The sequence below is a fragment of the uncultured Marinobacter sp. genome, from assembly GCF_963974375.1.
In the GTDB taxonomy this organism is placed as follows: domain Bacteria; phylum Pseudomonadota; class Gammaproteobacteria; order Pseudomonadales; family Oleiphilaceae; genus Marinobacter.
On sequence record NZ_CAXBDN010000056.1, the window covers coordinates 1 to 18,619 of the forward strand.

Here is an 18,619-nt window from a genome sequence, read left to right on the forward strand (position 1 = left end):
AGTGGCTGAGCGCTTCCGCGCCCGGTATCGAGGCTCTGGCCAATGAGGCCGAGGTACTGGAGCGCCCGTCCCGCTGACGCTGCCCGTCAAAGTAAAAAAAGCCGGTGGTCCCTTTCGGGTCACCGGCTTTTCTGTCAGGACCAGACAGGCCGCCCCGCCCTGGAACCTTTCGTCGTCACAACCGTGACAGTATTCCCTCAACCACACGGTTCAACGCGCCCCGGTTCGCCTCAACGACCGCCAGCGCAGCCTGACCGGACGCTTCTGCAGCGGCCTCGTCAGACAGCAGGTGTATCAGGTTCTCTGCCAGTGCTCCGGCATCGCCGGCGTAAACCAGTCCATGGCCTTCCTCAAGCTGCTTATAAATCGTCTCAAAATTAAAAACATGAGGCCCACTGATCACCGGAATACCCCATCCGGCGGGTTCCAGTGGATTGTGACCACCGCGTTCAATCAGAGAGCCACCAACGAAGGCGACGTCAGACGCCCCATAGAGCACCAGCAGCTCCCCCATGCTGTCACCCAGATAGACCTGTGCTGAACCAACCTGTTCTTCTGACGAGCGTCTCACCAGCGACAAACCCTGGCGTTCTACCAGGGATGCCACCGAATCGAAGCGTTCCGGGTGCCGGGGGACAATAACCATCAGCGCCTGGGGCAGCGCCGCCAACAAACGCTGGTGGGCGGCGAGTAGCTGCTCATCCTCCCCCTCGTGGGTGCTGGCCGCGATCCATACCGGTCGACCATTGAACTGCTGCCGCAAAACCCTGGCCCTTTCCCGGGTCTCATCGGTGATATCCACATCAAACTTGATACTGCCCGTCACCGAAACCGAATCAGGCCTTGCGCCAATCACCAGAAACCGATGTGCATCTTCGTCGGCCTGGGCAGCGATCCAGGTCAGTCGGCGGAGGAGCGAGCGGACCAGCGAGTCAATGCGCTGATAGCCCCTCGCAGAACGGGCGGACAGCCTGGCATTGACCAGAAAGATCGGACAGTTCCGCTCACTCACCTGCTGAATCATATTGGGCCAGAGTTCGGTTTCCATAATTGCCAGTGCCTGCGGACGTACCCGCCTGACAAAGCGACGCACCGAACCCGGGGTATCATAGGGGGAGTAGGCGTATCTGACACGATCACCAAACATGGCCTTTGCCTGCGCCGCTCCGGTAGCGGTCATGGCCGTCATCAGAATCGGCACATCGGGACGCCGCTCCAACAGGGCCTTGACCAGTGGCCCGGCGGCAATCGTTTCACCGACGGACACTGCATGGACCCAGATCACCGGCTGATCGCTGACGGGCACAAACCCGAGGCGTTGCCGCCAGTCCCTGCGAACCTCCCGGTTATTCCTGCCCTGCCACCACAGGCGCAACAGCACCAGGGGCAGCGCCAGCCGGAAGAACAGTGAGTAAAGAAAATGCAGCATGGTTGCCCCGCGAAACCGAATCGGTGGTCATTCTAACCAATCCCCCGATAACTGCCACTGACAGGGCCCGGAATGCCCTGATAAACTCCGGACTTTATCAGCCGGATAACCGATTCAACGTGAGCAATAAACAAAAAAAACGCCGCAAGGCGGAACGAGACACCAATTACAGCCATTACCTGCATCCCCGCTGGTGGCCAACCTGGTTTGGTGTAGGTGCCATGTGGCTGCTGTCCCACCTGCCGCTGCGAAGCCAGTGGCTGATTGGCAAACTGCTGGGTGAGCTGGCCTGGCGGCTGATTCCCAGGCGCCGGCAGATAACCGAAGTGAATATCCGTCTTTGCTTCCCTGAGCTGGACCCGGAACAGCAGCAGGCCCTGGTGCGCAAAGCCTTTCATGCCAATGGCATAGGGCTTATGGAAATAGGCATCGCCTGGTTCCGCAACCCGAAGCACTTCGCAAACATCACCCGCATCCATGGACTGGAGCACCTGAACCAGGCCCTCGCGAGAGGAAAAGGCGTCCTGCTGCTGGGTGGACACTACAGCACCCTGGACCTGGGCGGCAGCCTGGTAACGGAGGTGATCAAAGCGGATGTCATGCAACGGGACCACAACAATGCCCTGATGAACGCCGTCATGACCCGGGCGAGGGAGCGCCGTTACGGTGTCGCCTTGAGCTCCAAAGATCTGCGAGGCCTGCTGAAACGATTGAAAATGAACCGTACCGTGTGGTACGCCACGGATCAGGACTATGGCCGAAAAGGTATTGTATTTGCACCGTTTTTTGGTATTCCAACCGGCACCATCACCGCCACGTCCAGGATTTCAGAACGTAGTGGCTGCGCCGTGGTGCCATTCAGTCACTTCCGCCGGGAAGGCGAGCCTGGCTATGACATATACTTCCAGCCGGCCCTGGAGAACTTCCCCTCTGGTGACGACATGACGGACGCCATCCAGGTCAACCAGGCTATCGAACGGGAAATCCGGCGGCAGCCAGATCAGTACCTCTGGATGCACCGGCGCTTCAAAACCCGACCCGCTGCGGACGACCCCGATCTATACGGAAAGCACGGCAAGCAGGCCCAGCGGGCAAGGCGACAGGGATAGCATGGCCGAACATACCCCGGTGATCTGGCTGCTGACGGACAACAAACCCGGTCACCGCAATCAGCTCAGGGGGCTGGCCGGCCGACTGAAGGCCCGGACCGGTGCCAGTGCCTACTGGCTCAGCGCAGACGAGCACCCGGTTGCCCTCTGGCGGGCCCTGCTGGGATCGGCGCCACACCTGCCCGAGACCCTGCCGCACCCTGACCTGATTATCGCTGCTGGTAGCAGTAGCCACCGGCTATTACTGGCCCTCAGACGCACGGCCGCCACAGTGGTGCTGATGAAACCAGGATTCCCCCGCAGCTGGGTCAGTGCCTGCCTGATTCCGGGTCACGACAAGGTGCGCCCGGGGCCACGCACCCTGATTACCGAGGGTGTTATCAATAACATCACCCCGCTGGCTCGCATAACAGAGAAAAGACAGGGGCTGATACTTGTGGGTGGGCCCTCCCGACATTTTCACTGGGATGAACAGGCTCTGACAGACCAGCTGAAAGAACTGATCCGCCAGCACCCGGACTGGCAGTGGACCATCAGCGGCTCCCGCCGGACCCCTGAGACCATGCGCACGACGCTTGCCCGGATGGCCTCACCGCAGGTCCGGATTCAGGACCCGGACCGTACCCATGAAGACTGGCTGGCCCACCAGCTGGCAGCGTCGAGAGCGGTCTGGGTGACCCCGGACAGTGCCTCCATGGTCGGCGAAGCTATCACCTCCGGGGTGCCAACCGGATTGTTTGAGTTACCGCCAGTGACCGGCAGCCGCGTCACCGCTGGCGTAATCAGGCTACAATCTGACGGTTACGCTTTCAGCTGGTCCGAAAGACAGCGCCTGATGTCTGAGACATCACCGCAGATAGCTGCGTCGCAACGCCCGCCCCTGTGGGAAGCAGACCGGGCGGCTCGCTGGCTCACCGAAACGCTTCCACGTGCGTTTGTAACCTCCACCTCCTAAAACAGCAACGGATGACACCCATGAAAGTCTTACAGGTGCTGCCCGCCCTCCATAGCGGTGGCGTGGAGCGAGGGACACTGGAGTTTGCGGCCGAGCTGGTAAAACGCGGACATCAATCCCTGGTGATTTCCAGTGGTGGCCCGAAAGTAGCCCAGCTCCTGGACCAGGGCTCCACCCACATCGAACTGCCGGTGCACCGCAAGGCTTTGAGTTCCTTTGCACAGATTCTGCCGATGCGGAGACTGCTCACAGAGCTGCAGCCAGATATCGTTCATGTGCGTTCCCGCATGCCCGCCTGGATTACCTGGCTGGCCTGGAAGGGAATGCCCGCAGCCCGGCGCCCTGCTCTCGTTTCCACCTTTCACGGCATGTATTCGGTTAATCCTTACAGCGCCGTGATGGCTCGCGCTTCCCGGATCATTGCCGTGTCTGAATGCGTCAAACAGTACGTGCTCGACAACTACAAGGTTGCGGATGAACGGGTGACCGTGATTCAGCGGGGTGTTGACATCAATGCCTTCTGCCCCCGCCCGCCGGAAACCCAATGGCTTGCCCGGTTTCATGAGGAGCACCCCCGGTTAGCAGGCAAGCGCCTGATCATGATGCCGGGGCGAATCTCCCGCTGGAAAGGCCAGACCCTGTTTGTTAACGCCATGGCCCAGATTCTGCGGCAGATGCCGGATGCTCACGGCATCATCGTGGGTGGCGCAGAGCCCGGCAAGGAGCACTTTCTGGAAGAGCTGGAACAGCAGTGTCGCGATCTGGGCCTGAGTAACGACATCACCTTTCTTGGCCAGCGTAACGACATCAATGAACTGTATCTGGTGGCCAGCGTGGTCTGTCATATGTCGACCAAGCCGGAACCCTTTGGCCGAACCATCACCGAGGCACTGGCCTCCGGCACCCCGGTCGCCGCCTTTGACCGCGGCGGCGCCGCCGAAACTCTGCGGGCCTGCTTTCCACAAGGCCTGGTCACCCCGGACGATACCAGCGCCTTCGCGGAACGGGTCATGGCGCTGCTGGTCACTGAGCCACCTCCTGTTGAGCTACCCTGGCGCTTTCAGTTGCAGGCCCAGACCGAAGCCACCCTGGCTGTTTACGATCAGGCCCTGTCGGAACGCTGACCAGAAGCCGACTGCTTCGCTTCAAGAGCCTTCACCAGCTGCAACTCACGAGCCTTGGCGAGGCGCATGAAGTTGCGATTGGCGTTAGCGATGGAGGTCGCCAGCCCAAACCAGCCATTACGGCAATGGCCCCGCAGCAGGTAGTACTTGAGGAACTTCAGAGGGAATTCCCCTGCCAGCCGGACGCTGGAGATTTTCCGGCCCTTTGCCACGTACCAGGCGGCCTGCTCATCCGAAAGCTGACTGAACTTGCGTTCGAGCTGGCTCAGATTCAGCAAGGTACGGTGCAGCACGTCCCCGGAAATGAACCCCACCCGCCCCGCCAGAACCTGCGGACGGTCATTGTTGCTGTTGGCCTCCGGTACGATGGCAGCACGGCTGCGATGGTAGATACGCAGCAGCTTCTGGGGACGCTCGTAATGATAGGGGTGCCCGGCCAGCGGGGGCGAGAGGACCCAGCGCATTTTAAAGCCGGCACAGTCAGACTCCGGCTCCGTTTCGAAGCGTTGCCGGATATTCTGAATCAGCTCATCTGAAAGTACTTCGTCCGCATCCAGATCCAGCACCCAGTCGTTGCGGCACAGGCTGGCGGCATAGGCCTTCTGATGGGCAAATCCCTGCCAGGGGTGAAATACGAAACGGGCACCGGCCTCTCTCGCGATGCGCTCGGTGCCGTCGGTGCTGCCGGAATCGACCACAATCACCTCGTCGGCCCACCCGCTAACCCTGGCAATAGATTCGGCCAGCCGCTGTTCTTCGTTCATGGTGATGAAATAAACGGACACCGGTATCATGCCAGCCACTCCGTGTATGCAAGGAAGAAGGCGGCCATCATATCAAACCACCCTTGTGTGGTGGGCATCCCATGCTTGCAGGCGTGGCATCATCACCAGGAATTACACGGCTCTGCACCTTCATGTCTGCCAGAGGTCCGCTCTGGCACTGGCAAAGCAAAATCCGGGAACTCGAGCCTCTGGTCACGCCGCTTGCTCTTGAGATGGTATCCTGCGCATATCTATCATTGGCATACTGAATTTCCGGGCCTGAGACTATGAAGCTTTCCGTCATCATAAGTACCTATAATTCTCCAGAGTGGCTGGAAAAAGTACTCTGGGGCTACAGCGTTCAGAGCCATAGCGACTTTGAAATCATTATTGCCGATGATGGCTCAGCAGAAGCGACCCGCCAGCTGATAGACCGCATGCGGCTGGAAACAAGCCTGCCCATTACGCATGTCTGGCAGGAAGATCGGGGCTTCCGGAAGTGTCGGATCCTGAATCTGGCTACGCTTGAGTCAACCTCTGACTACCTTGTATTCACCGATGGCGATTGCATCCCACGACGTGACTTCCTTGAAGTCCACGCCACTGAAGCGGAACCCGGGCACTTTTTGTCTGGCGGGTATCATAAACTCCCCATGACAACCAGCAAGGCTATTGGCCGAGAGGATATAATATCGGGATGTTGTTTTGACCTGGACTGGCTCAAGGCCCACGGCCTGAAACCAGGTTACAAAAACAGCAAGCTGACGGCCAATCGCTGGCAGGCCCGGCTGTTTAATACGCTCACGCCAACCCGGTGTCGCTTCAAAGGCTCTAACGGATCGGCCTGGAAAAAGGATGTTCTCGCTGTGAATGGGTTCGATGAAACCATGGCTTACGGAGGTGAAGACAGAGAGTTCGGCGTGCGTCTGACCAATCTTGGCGTTAAGCCAAAGCATGTTCGCTATAACGCGATTGTCGTTCATCTCGATCATGCTCGCGGGTACGTCGATCCCACCATCGTCGAGACCAACAAGCGCCATCGTCTCAAATCGGACAAGGAAGGTATCATCCGGACAGAGCATGGCATCGAACAGCACTTGCAGACACAACCGACCGGAGACCTCACTTGATCTTCTTCGTCTTTTCCTACAACCGCGGGCCTCACCTGAAAAACTGCATAGATTCCATTGAAGCCTGTGCTGCCGGACATCAGATCATTATCTATGACGATGCCAGCAACGACCGGGAAACTCAGCAAATCCTTGGTGACATAGAGGAGCGACATGAAGTCAGACGCCGGGACGACAAGGAGACTGGCGATCAGCACGGAGCACTCTATACCAACATGCAGAGAGCCATCGACTCGGTCCCCGGAGACAGCCTGATCTGCTTTTTACAAGACGACACTCAGCTGGTCCGGAAAATCGACGAACAGGATATTCAATTCATAGAGAATTACTTTGAGAAATTCCCGAACGCCGGGTTTATCGCACCGGTATTCCAGAAAAGAATAACCCGACAACGGACGCTCGATCGGTTCGTTTATCACAAGGACAGGGGTGTTTACGTCTGTGAACACCGCAGCCAAAAACAGGTAGCGGGCGTCTATTACTCAGATATTTCGATCACCCGTAGCGATCGCCTCAGAGACGTGAACTGGAAATTTGTCCCGGGCGAATTTGAAAATGAACAACAGGCAAAAGCCAGCTTTCTGGAAATGGGTTATCTCTATGCACCTTTCGCCATGTGGTTGCCAAATCCACCGGCTTATCGCAACAAAAAGAAAAGTCTCACCTTCAGACTCGCCGAAAGGATCAACAAGGCCGGGTTTTATCCCTTTGCCATCATGGCCGACCAAACCGTACAAAAACTGAGAACCCGTCCAACAAACCAGGTTCCAATTGCCGAAGACTATCTGGAGGTGACCGTTGACGGATTGAAATCACCCTGGATTTACGACCCCCTCAGACGCTACCGGATTCTGCGAAAGCTCGCAAAGTTAGAGGCATTCCTGAAGCGCCTGACTCCTGACTAATCTCAGACCTGCTCAGCCAATCTCGTGTGGCAGGAAGGCAACCGCATCGTAATTTTCCGGTAACACCTGATAGCCGTGACGATTAAAGAGGGCGGTCAGATCGTCAAATTCCCCGCGGCCCATAACCCCATCGGCCATGCCATGCTCGAAATGAATCATGGCTGGTCTGACCTGTTCGAAGTCGATGCTGCGAATAATTTCGCCGTCGTAGCCCTCGGTATCGATCTGCAAAAGATCAATCTGCCTGATGCCCTCCTGACCCATGAGCTCGCTTAGCGACAGACACGGAACCCGTATAGCCTCAACATAGGATTCGGGAACCTCAGGTTTGATCACATGGTCTTTATTGAAAGAAGCAGTCCCCAGCGCCCACTCCGGGACCCTGGATTCGAAGGCCTCTCCGACGACGTACAGAGTTGCCTCGGCCATGTCGTTATGGATAGCGGCATTAATCGGCTTTATCCCGGGCTGATCCCGGTAAACCTCTTTCAGCGCCCGGTAAAAACGAGGGACCGGCTCCACAGCCAATCCCGAAAGCGTGAAGTTTGGCGAGGTAGCAAACTCATGGAGCGGGTCGAACCGTCGCCCATCGTTCGCGCCAATCTGGATAAATTTCAGTTTCTGCCCATGCCTCTCCAGATAACGCAACAGCATGAGTTCGAACAAGTTGGGACTGTGTGTCCGTACGAGTCTGTAACCGAGCGGGGATAACCTGCGATTTAATCGTTCTCTTGTTTTACTCATCATAGGCTCCGGGAAAAGAATCTTCATCAGCGATGCAGATTCGAAATACCATCAGGCTTCTCAACGATTCAGTCTTTCCCTCGCACCACTGGTCAGTATCTCGGCACTACTTTTGTGCAGATTCAACTCCTTGTACCCATTGGGCCTGCTGCTTGCGAAGAGTTGATCACAAAAAACAGGGCCGGCACCGGAGTAGGTTTTACCAGTGATATGCCGCGGACAAAAAAAGTGGCTCGGAAACACTGTCAATTCACTGTAACCAAGCTCATGGAACGCCTCGGTCAGCGGTCTTGGTCCCACAGTTTTCCAGGCCGCCACCGTTTTGCGACGAAACTTGTACCACACAAACCTGGTCGCCAAATGTTTTTGAGCTTCCAGTCTTGCCACCAAATGTCCGACAAGCGGGTCTCCTGCGCGACAACCAAAATACCCGTTGGCAATCACCCCCGGCGATTCAAGCTCGTTTTCCCAGCAGGCAAACGCAGTGCATTCAAACAGCCATTCCGGAAGGGGCTCGATGGCAATCGAATCAGCATCAAGTGCGAACCCGCCCTCGTCAAACAAAATCTCCCAGCGCATCAGATCGGCAACCCCGAATAACTGCCCGGTCTGCCACATCGCTTCCATATGGCGCCTGGTGCGCCAGGTACGCTCTCTGAATTCAGTGTTTCCCCAAATCTTCAGCTCAAAGCCGGGGTTTAGCCGCCGCCAGGTTTCAAAGCAGGCTTCCGGCCGCTTATCCTCATCACCAACCCAGATGAAATGGAGAACTTTTGGAATGTTACTCAACGGAGGGCTCCCTCAAATAGATCATCTGCACACCTGCTCGTATACCGCCGGGGCATTCACGAAGACGAACGGAATCGTTTCTTGAACCTGAAATTGTGAACTTCTCTGGCCAGCTTTCCTTTCAGCAAGTACCAGCGCCAACGCAAACGCATCAGGCCTTTCCTCAACTGGGAAGTGTCGATACCAGAATCGATTGCTGACTGGAAATCCGCATTATGAGTCAGACAGGGCTCGAGAACTCCAAAGCATTCAACGCCGTTTGCCCAAAACTGGTCCATTTCTATGTCGACAGGTTCGGCCCAACGCTCACCGTAATTCAGAAACTTTTCCGCAGCAGACGGCGTGAGATAATAGCCTGTAGCACTTTTGTGGCCCCGCAGAAATTTTGCAATTGCCAGTCCTTCATTCTCAAACACCTCCATACGCTCCCTGTTACGGGATTTGCTCTCGAAAAGCCGAACACATTCCAGTTCCTCGGGCAGCCTTGAAGCCTGATTCAAAAACCTCAGAAATGCCTCCCGGAAGAGCACGGCGTCGTCTTCCAGAACAATCATTGGCCTTCCTGAATCGACACAACGTCGCCAGACAAGGAAATGGCTCGCGTAGCACCCCAAATGCCCCGGTGTGAGCGGGATTTCTCCGATCCGCCTTGCTTTATTCGCGTCGTAATGGCTGAAAAGCTCATGCCCGAGCTTTCCATCAACAGCGTTAAAGAAAGAAAAAGGCAGGTTCAGCTCAGCAAACTGTTTTTCGATGGATTGCCGTCTTTCCTTCGCCCTCTCCAGACTGATAACTACAATTTCCGGTTGTTCCATCATTTCAGGTGTCCAGTTCAGGAAATATCCCAGATATTATTACCCGGCGTAACAAAAGGATCTCAAATATAGTGTCACAGAAAGCTCGGCCAGATTGATCAAAGCTTCAACCACCGGCGAAACGCAACCTCGATGTTGTTCAGTTTTTTCAGAAGCCCGAGACCAGTCAACGGATTGTACGTCCAGGGCTTGGGCGGGGAGCCGGGCGTGCACTCAAGAAAATCCTCGGCTATCGGTAACCGCGGGGATTCCTGTCTTTTCAACCGGCCAATCTCACTCTCCGAAAGGAGGATGAAAGGATAGAATCCAACTTTCTTCTTCCGCTCGGCAAGGCGTAAACCCAGCGTTTTCTTTTTACCCCGATAGGCAGGCACCTCCGGTAACCACATTGCGAAAGGGAGCCACATATACGCCATCATACCAAACAGGCTTTTTGCCTGTTTGTCGTTTGCAGGTTCTGACTGATGAAAACGCCACCCTGCTTTTATGAGTCGGTCTGGTTTGAATATCACCAGATCGGAATAATGAATACCTGCGCTTTGCCCGGTATCTTCGCGAAAAAAAAAGTCAGAGGCTGGCCCCGGCAATGGCGTCACCGGTCGCTTCCTGAGGTCGATACCACGGATAAAGCAGGGATGGATAAAACCAAGTTCAGGATTGCAGTCAAACAATCCCTCAATCATCTCAAGATCCGCAGAGGTAACAGGCCGCACCACCTGGGTGTCGTCCTGCAAAAAGCAGATAAGCCGCCTGTCCCGAAAAACATCGAGAGCCGCATCCATGTTGTGGTAGAGGCCTCCATGCTTGATGGTGCCAACCTCCCGGGGCTCGACAATTTGACAGAATTCAGCAGCCTGCCTCAGATATTCACGAGTTTCCGAATCATCACTATGATCATCAAAGATAACGATTTCGGCATCAGGAATACAGTGGCGGATCGATTCCACGCAGTTGCGAAGGTATTTACCCCGATTGAAAGAAAATATACAGACCGTCAAAGCATTCATGGCCATGGGTTTCAATTTCCTCCGGGATCACGGGAATAAATTGCTCCGACTCTCTCCTCTGTCTTGTACCTGGACCAGGTCCAGACAAAAACAAGCGGGATCCAACCCAAGAACCAGACGGGATGAAGCGAGATAAGCAAAGTGTATTCGTCCGAAAATGTAAGCAACAGAAACAATCCCAGAATGGCCAGCAGATGGAACTTGCCAGTCAGCGGCATGGGACTTGACACCACTGCGAACACAGGAAGAACCACCAGACCTGCCTGCATAAGTACACCGATCAGGCCTGTCTGCACAAAGGCACCCAGCCAGATATTATGGGGATGAGCGATATTGAGCCCCAGGGGCTCAAGATGCAGCCGTGCCGCATCCGTAAGTCGAAAATCCAGGCCAGCCCCGTTTCCCAGCAGAAGCGACTCCGGTAGATAGCTAAGGTAAGCAACCCAGATCTCGAACCGGTAAGACATGCCCCTTGACGATAACTGATCAAGAAGCCTGTCCAACCCGATGAACCACTGTATCGAGACTACCACGCCCGTCGCAGCCAGAAACAGAAGAAAGATCGTGACCGGCCTACGGTACTGGCAACTCAGAAGGACGGCCAGGAACAAGAGATAGACCATCAGGGCGATAAGCGGCGCGCGACTCTGACTGAGCGAAACGAAGGTGCAGACCGAAACCGCGGCCATAATAGCAAGCAGGATAACGCTCGGGTTTACAGTGCCCCTTTCTCGAAACGTGAGAAACAATCCCGTTGCGAGGAAAATCGTCGCTATGGACGCGCCCTGAATCGGATGCCCCATAACCCCAAGACCGCCAATTCGGGCGCCGTGAATTGCCTCCGGAAAGGAAAATACTAATCCGGCAAAAGCGCCGATGAATGCCAGAGAGAGAAACCACAAACCCCAGAATCTGCCTCTTCGAGCCACCGAAAACATCCACATGAAAAAGGCAACCATTCCAAGAGCGGCTTCAAAGGCCCAACGCACAGCCTGTGCATCCTTCTCCGCAGCTTCACCGCCTACGAGCCACGTGGCCACCGCCATATAACCACAGAACAGCAGAAATAACCGGACAAACGGATCTTTCCAGACAATACTCTTGCCCATACGAGCCAGCAGACAGATGGTAAGCGGGTAGATCAACACGTGGAAAAACGTTCGATACACCTCTTCCGGCGTAAGCACCGCAAGGAGCAGCCAGATCGCAAACAAATGCGGCAGACACCCTTCCCCACCGCATATCCCGGGCGCCAATAACCTCGCCACTGGAGACTTGACAGGTGACTTCAGGCTGTCAGTCATCGTGATGCAGGAGTAACAGAAGCGGTTCAAGATAAGCCTGCGGATCCCAGGTTTCACGGCCACTGGCCTGAGAATGGATGGTTACATAATGCACCCGGGGATCAGCCATCATTTCACCGACCGTATCGACAACTTTTTGCGGAGCACTTGTGTCATAAACGTAGCGAAAAAACGAGGGCTCACGCCAATCCACAGCGACCTCCGCAACCCTGTACGTCAGAAAGGCCTTGTAGAAACCGAACTCTGACCATCGGCGCGGGGGTAGATCGAGCAAGGCAGCCCACCAGTTTTTCCCCGTATTCGATTCGAGAAAAGCGAGAGCTGAGCTAAGAAGCCTGCGGTCAAATACAAATGGTGTATCGAAATACACGTTGACTGGATCCGCCTTATACTCTGCCTCAACCAGCTGTTCTGTTTCCACCACCCAATTCCTGACCTTTCCTCCAAGCTCATTCCGGCGGCTCCAGTTTGCGAAACAAACGACTCCGGCAGGCCCGAAAAAATCTTCTGCAGAGGCCGCAGATGTGATAATCAGGTCCGAGTCGAGCACCACGGCAATGTCACAGTCCAGCTCACTGGCAAGCTTGAGTTTGCAAAGTTGCTGGGTGTGCCAGCCGGTGTAGGAGGGCCAGAGCGGCCAGGAAATTATTCGTTTCAGACTCCCACAGATTCTGGTGAAGTCGCGACCAAAACGGTCGGAAATCGCTCTGGCCCTGACCCGTCGGCGCTCAACAACAGCAGGTAATACATCTTTGGTCGAAAGTAATGTCAGCCCCGGGCGACCACGAAACTCTTCGAACAGCGATATATCCTCATCTTGCACAACCACATAATGATCGTGCCGGGCCAGGTTAGACTGCTCCAGGGAACGTCTCATAACCCGGAAATGGTCCAGATCGCCCGCCCATGTCGGGGTGACGAACACGATATGAGGTTCAACTCTCATGAACGACGATCCTGTCGCCAGTCACGCCACCGGGACTGCCAAACCCGCATCCAGGTCCTGAATTTGCTTCTTGTCTCGCTACCTGAATAGCGTCCCTTGGCAACATGCCGAATCCGGTATACGCCCGGCACGGTGATGGGCTCACCCTGGCTGCGAAGCAGCCAACGGAATGCACGATCCTCGTGGCACTTGGCAAAGCTTTCTACCGGCTTCTGGTAAAGGCCAATGTTCCGGCAATAGCCTACAGCCCGGCACACATCGCCGTGGGCAATCTGCAGCGGACCGGTGGCCTTGGTGATCTTGCGAGTGGTAAACGACGTGGTGTCAATGTCCAGAACCTGGGGCCCGCTGGAGCCGGCCCGGAGCATGGGATTGTCATCAGCCAGCAAATCGGTGGTACGCTCCTGCTCCGGAAAAAGCAGAGCATCAGACCTTCCTTGTAATACCTCGGCGAGAGTGTTCAGGCAGTGCTCTCTGAACATCAGGTCGCAGTCGGTAAACCAGACCCAGTCGGCTTGCGTGGCCAGAGCCGCCCGGTTCCGGCCGATGCCACGGCGAAACAGCTCCTGACGGGATACGGGCTGCCAGTTCCAGGTCACCCCCGGTACATTCTGGTTTTCGAAAAATGACAGCAACTCTGCGGTTCGGATGTCTTCCGGACTGTAGAAGACCGTCATGGTGACATCGAGCTTTTGCGGCGGAAACAACACCAGTGAACTTAACTGGTAAACCAGAAAATGCGAGTAATTCCAGCAATGACTGACCACTTCCAGCTTGAGGTGACCGGTTCGTGTCGCCCTTTTCTCCCGGGCCGGCAAGTCCGGCTCGAACCAGCTTGCAGGTATCCAGCCTCCTGCCGCAAACCGGAAGAAAAACAGTTGTATCAGATTCAGCATAGTCGGTGCCCGGCTCTGTCTTGTAAAGCCCGGCGATTCTAGCACGGTGCCTCTTCAAAAGCAGACAGCCATGGTGTTACAAACGGTCAATCGCCTTGTGTATATTTGACGACAATGGTACTTTTTTTGCCCTGTTTCCTCCCTCTTGGATGGTTTTTGTGTCCGCCAGACTCATCAAACTGATTTTCCGCCTGCTATCCATGCTCAGCCTCCGGCGAGCTCAGCATCTAGGCCGTTTTTTGGGTGGAATTGTCTGGAAACTGGGAGGCCGTGCAGCAGAGACCACCCGCAAGAATCTTCGGGCCTGTTATCCAGAGTTGAGCGCCAGCGAAATTGAAGCGTCGGGACGTGCCAGCTTGCGGGAAACGGGCGCAATGGCCCTGGAAATACCATTGATGTGGGTCTGGCCAGTTGAGCGTTGCCTGGGCCTGGTGCGGGAGATTGAAGGAGAAGCTCTGCTGGCGGACCATGGAGCTGGAAACAAGGGGCTTTTGCTCCTTGCTCCCCACCTGGGCAACTGGGAACTGGTAGGCCTGTTCTTCGCCTCCCGCTACAAAATGGCAGCGCTTTACAGTCCGCCGAACCAGCCCGGACTCGACGAGTACATGAAGACCGTTCGCAGTCGTAGTGGCTCCGAACTGGTGGCGACAGACCGTCGGGGCATCGCGCGATTGTTCAGCATTCTCCGGGAAGGCGGTGTAGTCGGTATACTGCCTGATCAGACACCCCGGCGTGAGGGAGGGGAATTCGCTCCATTTTTTGGCATTCCCACCATCACCATGACCCTGGCGTCCAAGCTGGTCCAAAAGACAGGTGCCAGACCCCTGATCACCTATGCCCAGAGACTGCCGGATGCCCGGGGCTTCAAGATCGTCATACGGGAAGTCGAGCCGGGCATGGCGTCAACGAATATGTGTGAATCCCTGACGGCTCTGAACCGTTCCGTCGAGAAGTGCATTGCCGAAGTTCCGGCCCAGTATCAGTGGGAATATAAACGCTTTCGGCGAACCGCCCCCGGAGAACAGCCGGTCTACTGATCAGCCATGGTCATAACCATCCAGGAATGCCTGCCACAGTTTCTCACGCAGTTCTGGCGACAAATTCACCAGAATTTTCTTCACTGAGCGTTTGAGGCGACTGATGTTAGCCGCCTTCCATCCATCATGGCGGCCAGCGGGGACGATGTAGCCCCGATCGAAATCAATCAGATAAACCCTGTCGGCCACCAGAATATTCATACAATTCAGATCTGCATGAAAAACGCCGCGTTCATGAAAGCCGCGAACGCAGAGCCCCGCAGCCCGCCATGTCGCAACGCACGAATGGCTTGTAAAATCGGACAAAGGCCTGGCATCCGGTATCCGGCGCACAATCAGTGAGGCGTGATAAAACAGCAATCGGCGCCGGCTGAAGCCTGCAGCGATTGGCTCAGGTACCGGAAACCCTTCGCGGAAAAGCGTGTCCAGCAATCGAAATTCAGCAAAGGACCGGACCGCGTCTGCTCCAGCATAGACATAGTCGCGACGGATAAAGTGCCCAGGGATGCCACCACGGCAAAAATGCCTGAGCACCAGCGCCCCGGTTTCGCAGGAAATAAACCATGCTGAACCTCGCCCTCCTTTAGTGACAGGTTCAGCGCGATCACCCCAATATTCCGGATCAAACCATGCTTCCCGGAATTCCTCCCGAAACGATTGCGCCACCAGAAAGCCTCCAGCGACGTCAACCTGTGTTTCGTAGTGGTGCCCCATAGGGATTCTATCGAACCAGAGTCAGCCATTCGCTGTGCTGAGGCGACTTGCCCTTCACCGCATCAAAGTACATGGCCTGAAGTTTTTCAGTCAATGGACCGCGCTTGCCGGCGCCGATAACACGGCCGTCCAGTTCGCGGATCGGCAGTACTTCCGCCGCGGTGCCGGTGAAAAAGGCTTCATCCGCGATGTAGACTTCGTCGCGGGTGATGCGACGCTCGCGAACCGGAATGTCCAGCTCTTTACAGAAATCCAGGATGGTCTGGCGGGTTATGCCTTCCAGACAGGAGGTCAGTTCAGGGGTGTGCAGGACGCCGTCGCGGTAAACAAAGATGTTCTCACCGGAGCCTTCCGACACGTAGCCTTCGTTATCCAGCAACAGCGCTTCCTCACAGCCACTGGCAATGGCTTCGTTCAGCGCCAGCATGGAGTTGATGTAGTTACCGTTGGCCTTCGCCTTGCACATGGTGATATTCACGTGATGACGGGTGTAGGACGAAGTCCGCACCTTGATACCCAGCTCTTTGGCTTCCGGAGACATATAGGACGGCCAGCTCCAGGCGGCAACCATAACGTGCACCTGCAGGTTATCCGCGCGCAGGCCCATACCTTCCGAACCCAGGAACACCATCGGTCGCAGGTAGGCCTCGTCAAGATTATTTTCCCGAACCGAACGGCACTGGGCCTCATTGAGCTGATCTTTGGTGTAAGGCATCTTCATATTGAGAATATGGGCGGAGCGGAACAGGCGATCAGTATGCTCTTTCAGCCGGAAAATAGCGGGGCCATTGGCCGTGTTGTACGCACGTACACCTTCAAAACACCCAAGACCGTAGTGAAGGGTATGGGTGAGGACGTGGGTTTTGGCTTCGCGCCAGGGAACCATCTCACCATCCAGCCAGATCAGGCCATCGCGATCAGCCATCGACATTATGCATGCTCCTAGAAGTGCGGTTTTCGGGAAACCGGCAGTTTAGCAGGAAAAATCACCGAAACGAAGTGTAGCAAGCTAACCAACCATCACCCTTTTCCACATGTCCTGAATGTATTTGCGCTCATTCACGAAAGCACCGCCCTCAACCTGACTGTTCAGGTTCTGCAAGGCCCTGCGGTGAATTGTGGAACGCAGGGTTATAAAGGCCTCCCGCAGCCTTTCAATGTCCTCTTGTGGCAGCAGTCCGGCCCGGCCCAACTCTTCCATCTGTCGTATATTATCCGACCACTGGGTCAGCTCCGGATGTGCTTCGGAGTGGGCGAGCATCAGATATTGCACCAGAAACTCGATGTCCACTATGCCGCCGGTGTCATGTTTGATGTGAAACACCTCACCCCTCCGGTTTTCCGGCGTACCCAGACTGGTCCGCATTTTTTCCCGCATCTCGACCACCTCGGCCCGCAGTGCCACCGGATCTCTGTGGCTGCAGAGGATATCGCGCCGCAGTTCTTCAAAGCGGGCCAGGGTCGCGGGGCAACCAGCCACGCCCCTGGCCCGTGCCAGGGCCTGATGCTCCCAGGTCCAGGCATCGTTACGCTGATATTTGCCAAACGCCGTAACCGTGCTGACCAGCAACCCTGAGTTCCCCGAGGGCCGCAATCGCATGTCGACGTCATAGAGCTGACCTGAGGGCGTCTGGGTGCTGAGAATATGAACGATGCGCTGACCCAGCCGCGTATAGAAAACGGCGTTGTCGATGGGTTTCTCGCCATCCGTAGAGTGTTCCGGATCACCATCATGGATGAACACCAGATCGAGGTCCGAGGTATAGCCCAACTCAATACCCCCAAGCTTGCCGTAACCAATGATGGCAAAATCCGTGTCACAGGCCGAACCTTCCTGACGACGGGGATAGCCGTGACGACTGACCAGATTTGCAAAGGCCACATCCACCACATGATCGAGCACGACTTCAGCGATCCAGGTCAGGTAGTCACTGACCTTCATCAATGGCAAGGTACCCCGCAATTCCGACGCTGCGACCCGCAGAATGTGCGCCTTTTTGAAATGCCGCAGGGATTCCATCTGTTCTTCCAGGTCTTCGTAGGGAATGCGCAGCATTTGCTGACGCAGATCGTCTTCCAGTTCGGTCCGCGTTGGTGGGTGGTACAGACTTTCTGCATTCAGCAGCTCATCCAGCAGCAACGGCGTTTCTGCCAGTTGCGAGGCGATCCACGGACTCTCGCTGCACAACCACACCAGCTGTGCTCTGGCCCCGGGGTTTTCCAGCAGCAACACAATATAGGCACTGCGACGAAGTATCGCCTCGACCAGCTGCAGCACCCGTGACAGGGTTTCAGACGGCCGCTCCACCTGAGACAGGGCTTCCAGCAGCACCGGCATGAACTGATTGAGGCGCCGCCGCCCCTGGGTTTGCAGGGTCTGCACCGTACGACTCTCACGCAGATCACGAAGCTGTGCCGCGCTCTGGGCAGGAGACTCGAAGCCATGACTGCCCAGCCATCCATTCACGACCTCGTCATCATCCATTTCCCCCAGCCAGAGCTCGAACCAGCCATCTTCAAGGGTCGTTTCCTCTGACTCGTTTTCCTCGACGGCGATAATATCAGAGAAGTGACGGGCAACGCGGCGCCGGTGAGCTTCAAGCTGGGTCACGCATTCCGCCCAATCGGTAAAACCCAGGCTGAACGCGACTCTGGCCTGGGCCAGCGTATGGTCGGGTAACACCTGGGTCTGTTTGTCCTCCATACCCTGCAACGCATGCTCAAGATTTCTCAAAAACACATAGGCCTCCCGCAACTCCTGCACAACGCGGGGTGGCAACAGCTCCAACTGCTCAAGCTCGGTCAGGATTGTCAGCAATTCCCGCTGCTGCAGCTCCCGGTCACGGCCGCCCCGGATCAGCTGGAACGCCTGCACCACAAACTCGATCTCGCGAATGCCGCCACTGCCCAGCTTGATGTTGTTTTCCAGACCCTTGCGGCGCACTTCGCGG

General features: G+C 56.0%; 18 protein-coding genes. 6 read left to right on the forward strand and 12 right to left on the reverse strand.

Annotated features, from left to right (window positions below; translation table 11 throughout):
* Positions 1 to 175: 175 nt before the first annotated feature.
* Positions 176 to 1,429 carry a lipid IV(A) 3-deoxy-D-manno-octulosonic acid transferase gene (gene waaA / locus AAC035_RS06830; protein ID WP_339801683.1) on the reverse strand — a complete coding sequence of 418 codons (1,254 nt, stop codon included), beginning with the start codon at positions 1,427 to 1,429 and terminating at the stop codon, positions 176 to 178.
* A 119-nt stretch (positions 1,430 to 1,548) separates the two neighbouring features.
* Here waaA and lpxL point away from each other — a divergent pair, with 119 nt between their 5' ends.
* Genes lpxL through AAC035_RS06845 form a run of 3 tightly spaced genes read left to right on the forward strand, consistent with a single transcriptional unit; the run spans position 1,549 to position 4,617 of the window.
* Entirely contained in the window at positions 1,549 to 2,538 is a 990-nt protein-coding gene (lpxL, locus tag AAC035_RS06835) for an LpxL/LpxP family Kdo(2)-lipid IV(A) lauroyl/palmitoleoyl acyltransferase (protein ID WP_339801686.1), read from the forward strand.
* A 1-nt stretch (position 2,539) separates the two neighbouring features.
* On the forward strand, positions 2,540 to 3,493 hold the full coding sequence (locus AAC035_RS06840; protein ID WP_339801689.1) for an ELM1/GtrOC1 family putative glycosyltransferase: 954 nt from the start codon (positions 2,540 to 2,542) through the stop codon (positions 3,491 to 3,493).
* A gap of 20 nt (positions 3,494 to 3,513) precedes the next feature.
* Positions 3,514 to 4,617 (forward strand): glycosyltransferase family 4 protein, encoded by a 1,104-nt coding sequence (locus tag AAC035_RS06845; protein WP_339801691.1) that lies wholly within the window; start codon positions 3,514 to 3,516, stop codon positions 4,615 to 4,617.
* On the opposite strand, the gene AAC035_RS06850 is transcribed toward AAC035_RS06845, so the two are convergent.
* Positions 4,596 to 5,411, reverse strand: coding sequence for a glycosyltransferase family 2 protein (locus AAC035_RS06850; RefSeq protein WP_339801693.1), 816 nt, complete (start codon positions 5,409 to 5,411; stop codon positions 4,596 to 4,598). The two genes, AAC035_RS06845 and AAC035_RS06850, sit on opposite strands and share 22 nt — an antisense overlap.
* 257 nt (positions 5,412 to 5,668) lie before the next feature.
* Between AAC035_RS06850 and AAC035_RS06855 the strand changes: the two genes are divergently transcribed.
* Both AAC035_RS06855 and AAC035_RS06860 read left to right on the forward strand, forming a co-directional pair.
* A complete protein-coding gene (locus AAC035_RS06855; protein WP_339801696.1) occupies positions 5,669 to 6,511 on the forward strand; it encodes a glycosyltransferase family 2 protein in 843 nt (280 codons plus the stop codon).
* A complete protein-coding gene (locus AAC035_RS06860; RefSeq protein ID WP_339801698.1) occupies positions 6,508 to 7,416 on the forward strand; it encodes a glycosyltransferase family 2 protein in 909 nt (302 codons plus the stop codon). The genes AAC035_RS06855 and AAC035_RS06860 overlap by 4 nt, the downstream gene beginning before the upstream one ends.
* Before the next feature lie 12 nt (positions 7,417 to 7,428).
* Here AAC035_RS06860 and AAC035_RS06865 read toward each other — a convergent pair whose 3' ends face one another.
* The 7 genes from AAC035_RS06865 to AAC035_RS06895 all read right to left on the reverse strand — a co-directional run bounded on the left by AAC035_RS06865 (position 7,429) and on the right by AAC035_RS06895 (position 13,917).
* Complete coding sequence (locus AAC035_RS06865) at positions 7,429 to 8,082, reverse strand: FkbM family methyltransferase (RefSeq protein WP_339801700.1); 654 nt, start codon at positions 8,080 to 8,082, stop codon at positions 7,429 to 7,431.
* 138 nt (positions 8,083 to 8,220) lie between these two features.
* The gene (locus tag AAC035_RS06870) at positions 8,221 to 8,949 is read right to left on the reverse strand and encodes a hypothetical protein (RefSeq protein WP_339801702.1); all 729 of its coding nucleotides are present in this window, start codon (positions 8,947 to 8,949) and stop codon (positions 8,221 to 8,223) included.
* Positions 8,950 to 9,005: 56 nt separating this feature from the next.
* Positions 9,006 to 9,767: a glycosyltransferase family 25 protein gene (locus AAC035_RS06875; protein WP_339801704.1), complete on the reverse strand. Its 762-nt coding sequence runs from the start codon at positions 9,765 to 9,767 to the stop codon at positions 9,006 to 9,008.
* Between the two features lie 95 nt (positions 9,768 to 9,862).
* Positions 9,863 to 10,777, reverse strand: a complete 915-nt coding sequence (locus AAC035_RS06880; protein WP_339801707.1) for a glycosyltransferase — start codon at positions 10,775 to 10,777, stop codon at positions 9,863 to 9,865.
* 5 nt (positions 10,778 to 10,782) lie between these two features.
* Complete coding sequence (locus tag AAC035_RS06885) at positions 10,783 to 11,985, reverse strand: O-antigen ligase family protein (protein WP_339801710.1); 1,203 nt, start codon at positions 11,983 to 11,985, stop codon at positions 10,783 to 10,785.
* An 82-nt stretch (positions 11,986 to 12,067) separates the two neighbouring features.
* Positions 12,068 to 13,021: a DUF6492 family protein gene (locus AAC035_RS06890; RefSeq protein WP_339801713.1), complete on the reverse strand. Its 954-nt coding sequence runs from the start codon at positions 13,019 to 13,021 to the stop codon at positions 12,068 to 12,070.
* Positions 13,018 to 13,917, reverse strand: a complete 900-nt coding sequence (locus tag AAC035_RS06895; protein WP_339801715.1) for a glycosyltransferase family A protein — start codon at positions 13,915 to 13,917, stop codon at positions 13,018 to 13,020. The genes AAC035_RS06890 and AAC035_RS06895 overlap by 4 nt, the downstream gene beginning before the upstream one ends.
* A gap of 149 nt (positions 13,918 to 14,066) precedes the next feature.
* Here AAC035_RS06895 and AAC035_RS06900 point away from each other — a divergent pair, with 149 nt between their 5' ends.
* A complete protein-coding gene (locus tag AAC035_RS06900; RefSeq protein WP_339801717.1) occupies positions 14,067 to 14,954 on the forward strand; it encodes a lysophospholipid acyltransferase family protein in 888 nt (295 codons plus the stop codon).
* Here the strand turns inward: AAC035_RS06900 and AAC035_RS06905 are convergent, their stop codons facing one another.
* From AAC035_RS06905 to glnE, 3 genes are all read right to left on the reverse strand, one after another.
* The gene (locus tag AAC035_RS06905; protein ID WP_339801719.1) at positions 14,955 to 15,668 is read right to left on the reverse strand and encodes a 3-deoxy-D-manno-octulosonic acid kinase; all 714 of its coding nucleotides are present in this window, start codon (positions 15,666 to 15,668) and stop codon (positions 14,955 to 14,957) included. It lies immediately after the preceding gene.
* 7 nt (positions 15,669 to 15,675) lie between these two features.
* A complete protein-coding gene (locus tag AAC035_RS06910) occupies positions 15,676 to 16,599 on the reverse strand; it encodes a branched-chain amino acid transaminase (RefSeq protein ID WP_339801721.1) in 924 nt (307 codons plus the stop codon).
* 78 nt (positions 16,600 to 16,677) lie between these two features.
* Positions 16,678 to 18,619, reverse strand: a 1,942-nt coding sequence (gene glnE, locus AAC035_RS06915; RefSeq protein ID WP_339801724.1) for a bifunctional [glutamate--ammonia ligase]-adenylyl-L-tyrosine phosphorylase/[glutamate--ammonia-ligase] adenylyltransferase, incomplete at its 5' end; no start/stop codon positions are given.

Bases quoted from the DNA above. Each gene is read 5' to 3' on its own strand.
- waaA (WP_339801683.1), bottom strand. From the start codon at position 1,429: ATGCTGCATTTTCTTTACTCACTGTTCTTCCGGCTGGCGCTGCCCCTG.
- AAC035_RS06840 (WP_339801689.1), top strand. From the start codon at position 2,540: ATGGCCGAACATACCCCGGTGATCTGGCTGCTGACGGACAACAAACCC.
- AAC035_RS06845 (WP_339801691.1), top strand. From the start codon at position 3,514: ATGAAAGTCTTACAGGTGCTGCCCGCCCTCCATAGCGGTGGCGTGGAG.
- AAC035_RS06850 (WP_339801693.1), bottom strand. From the start codon at position 5,411: ATGATACCGGTGTCCGTTTATTTCATCACCATGAACGAAGAACAGCGG.
- AAC035_RS06855 (WP_339801696.1), top strand. From the start codon at position 5,669: ATGAAGCTTTCCGTCATCATAAGTACCTATAATTCTCCAGAGTGGCTG.
- AAC035_RS06875 (WP_339801704.1), bottom strand. From the start codon at position 9,767: ATGATGGAACAACCGGAAATTGTAGTTATCAGTCTGGAGAGGGCGAAG.
- AAC035_RS06880 (WP_339801707.1), bottom strand. From the start codon at position 10,777: ATGGCCATGAATGCTTTGACGGTCTGTATATTTTCTTTCAATCGGGGT.
- AAC035_RS06890 (WP_339801713.1), bottom strand. From the start codon at position 13,021: ATGAGAGTTGAACCTCATATCGTGTTCGTCACCCCGACATGGGCGGGC.
- AAC035_RS06895 (WP_339801715.1), bottom strand. From the start codon at position 13,917: ATGCTGAATCTGATACAACTGTTTTTCTTCCGGTTTGCGGCAGGAGGC.
- AAC035_RS06900 (WP_339801717.1), top strand. From the start codon at position 14,067: ATGGTTTTTGTGTCCGCCAGACTCATCAAACTGATTTTCCGCCTGCTA.
- AAC035_RS06905 (WP_339801719.1), bottom strand. From the start codon at position 15,668: ATGGGGCACCACTACGAAACACAGGTTGACGTCGCTGGAGGCTTTCTG.
- AAC035_RS06910 (WP_339801721.1), bottom strand. From the start codon at position 16,599: ATGTCGATGGCTGATCGCGATGGCCTGATCTGGCTGGATGGTGAGATG.